The sequence below is a fragment of the Acinetobacter lwoffii genome (assembly GCF_024129735.1).
Lineage (GTDB): Bacteria > Pseudomonadota > Gammaproteobacteria > Pseudomonadales > Moraxellaceae > Acinetobacter > Acinetobacter lwoffii_H.
The window spans coordinates 1-1,924 of record NZ_JAMXXK010000098.1 but is presented as its reverse complement, the minus strand read 5'-3'; the positions used below and the strand labels follow the sequence as shown (position 1 = coordinate 1,924).

Sequence of the window (1,924 nt, the reverse complement as noted above, 5' to 3'; positions counted from 1 at the left end):
ACGGAATTAGGTCGACCACTTACCCAAGTTACGCCTTAAATTTGGCTCAATTAGGGGCGCTTTGCATTTCAAATCTTTGTGCAACAAAGCCCGGCTGCGGTAAAAGGTGCGGAATCGACCAAAGATATCGTGGCACGTATGGGACGTGCCGGAACTGTCGGTGACCGTAGCTTGGGCTATCCGGATGCAGGTGCACATGGCTTAAGTGTAATCTTTACAGATATTGCAGAACATATTAAATAAATCGTTCATTAAAAAAGCCTCGAATCATCGGGGCTTTTTTATATTTCATTTCCTCTACTGAGCAAGTTTTAAAGCGCAAGTAATGAAAGGCATACTCATTCCTATGGATGTGGCTTAATGAAACTTGTCCAAATAGCGCTCTAGTTCTTCTGTCACTACTACCCGCTTATTGCCTTTCACCTGTTCCTCACTCAATACACCTTCTGAATCAATGACCACCACTTTGTGTCCAGCTGCTTGTAAACGTTTGACCCCTTCAAATAACATACGTGCACCCACATCATGAATCAGAGTCAAATTGGTCAGGTCTATGACTATACGTGTTTTAGCGTCTGGCTCATCCTGCAAGATCCGCAGCAACATTTCCGACTCGGTAAATTGCAACACGCCGCGCAGCTCATACACGACAATGTCATTGTTCTTACCTGCCATATAACGACTTTGCAAAATGGTCTGTGCCGATGGCGTCCCTTCCATCAGATGCAAGCCCATGTCCCGCGACAAACGCTCGAAGATATCCACACCACGCACACTATGCCAATGCTCATCAATTTTAGGAGAAAAAACTACAATTCCCACTTGCCCAGGCAATACCCCGATAATTCCGCCAGATACACCACTTTTGGCAGGAATTCCGACCGTCGTCAGCCAGTCACCCGCCGCATCATACATGCCACAGGTCATCATCACGCTGAGCACTTGACGTACTACATCACGTTCTAACAACTGTTTGCCAGTTTTGGCCTGAACACCGCCATTGGCGAGCACACTGCAGATATTTGCCAGATCTTTGACCGTCACTTTAATCGCACATTGCTTGATATATCCATTTACGATTTCCACAGGATCCGAATCCAGCACACCTACAGTTCGCAGCATGTAACCAATCGACAGGTTCCGGAATGCAGTTTTGACTTCAGACTTATACACCTGCTTGTCGAATTCCAGTTGACGGCCTGCCAGCTCACTTAAAAAACGGCGCAAGCATTCCGCACGTGAAATGCCTTTTTGTACCGGAATCAAAGAATGCGTGGTGATCGCACCCGAGTTAATCATTGGATTTTTCGGAAGATTGGTTTCTTTATCCAGTGAAATCTGATTAAAAGCCTCCCCTGAAGGTTCAACGCCGACCTTTTCCAGTACTGCTGAAATTCCCAAATGCTGCAATGCCAAGGCATAGGCAAAAGGCTTGGACATCGACTGCATGGTAAATTCGGTTTCATCATCCCCCGTGGAATAAATCGTGCCATCCACCGTGGTCAGCGCTAAGGCGAACTTGTTTGGATCTACCGCTGCCAGTTCAGGGATATAGTCAGCCAAAGCGCCCTGATCATTATCATGACAGACCGTTAATACATGCTGGAGATAATCGGGCACCGGGGTTTTCATCGAATGAGCTTATTCCAGTTGGCTGTTATTTTTAATTAACATACCGGCTTTTGGCTTAAGTACCAGAGTGAAAAGGTAATTTTCTGCATATCCATGTTATCGGCTGCATTCCCTTTATGGGCAATTCTCCAGAAATGAATTGCATTTTTAAGTATTGTTATTTTTATTGATGTTTTAAGAGACATAAAAAAGGGCGCTCCTGCCACTGCTGTCCCATAGTTTGCTTTAAATAAAAAAACCTGAGTCCTAACAGTTAAAATATGAGTGCAAACAAACACTTTAACGACCAGGA

2 protein-coding genes and 1 pseudogene are annotated in these 1,924 nt (G+C 45.0%); 1 reads left to right on the top strand and 2 read right to left on the bottom strand.

From position 1 onward, the window contains the following. Positions 1-75: 75 nt before the first annotated feature. Positions 76-243, top strand: a pseudogene (locus NI469_RS15600) (DAK2 domain-containing protein); the annotation flags it as partial. A gap of 114 nt (positions 244-357) precedes the next feature. Here the strand turns inward: NI469_RS15600 and NI469_RS15595 are convergent. Beyond that, a complete protein-coding gene (locus tag NI469_RS15595) occupies positions 358-1,632 on the bottom strand; it encodes a glutaminase (RefSeq protein WP_253175654.1) in 1,275 nt (424 codons plus the stop codon). 35 nt (positions 1,633-1,667) lie between these two features. After that, positions 1,668-1,924, bottom strand: a 257-nt coding sequence (locus NI469_RS15590) for a hypothetical protein (protein WP_253175653.1), incomplete at its 5' end; no start/stop codon positions are given.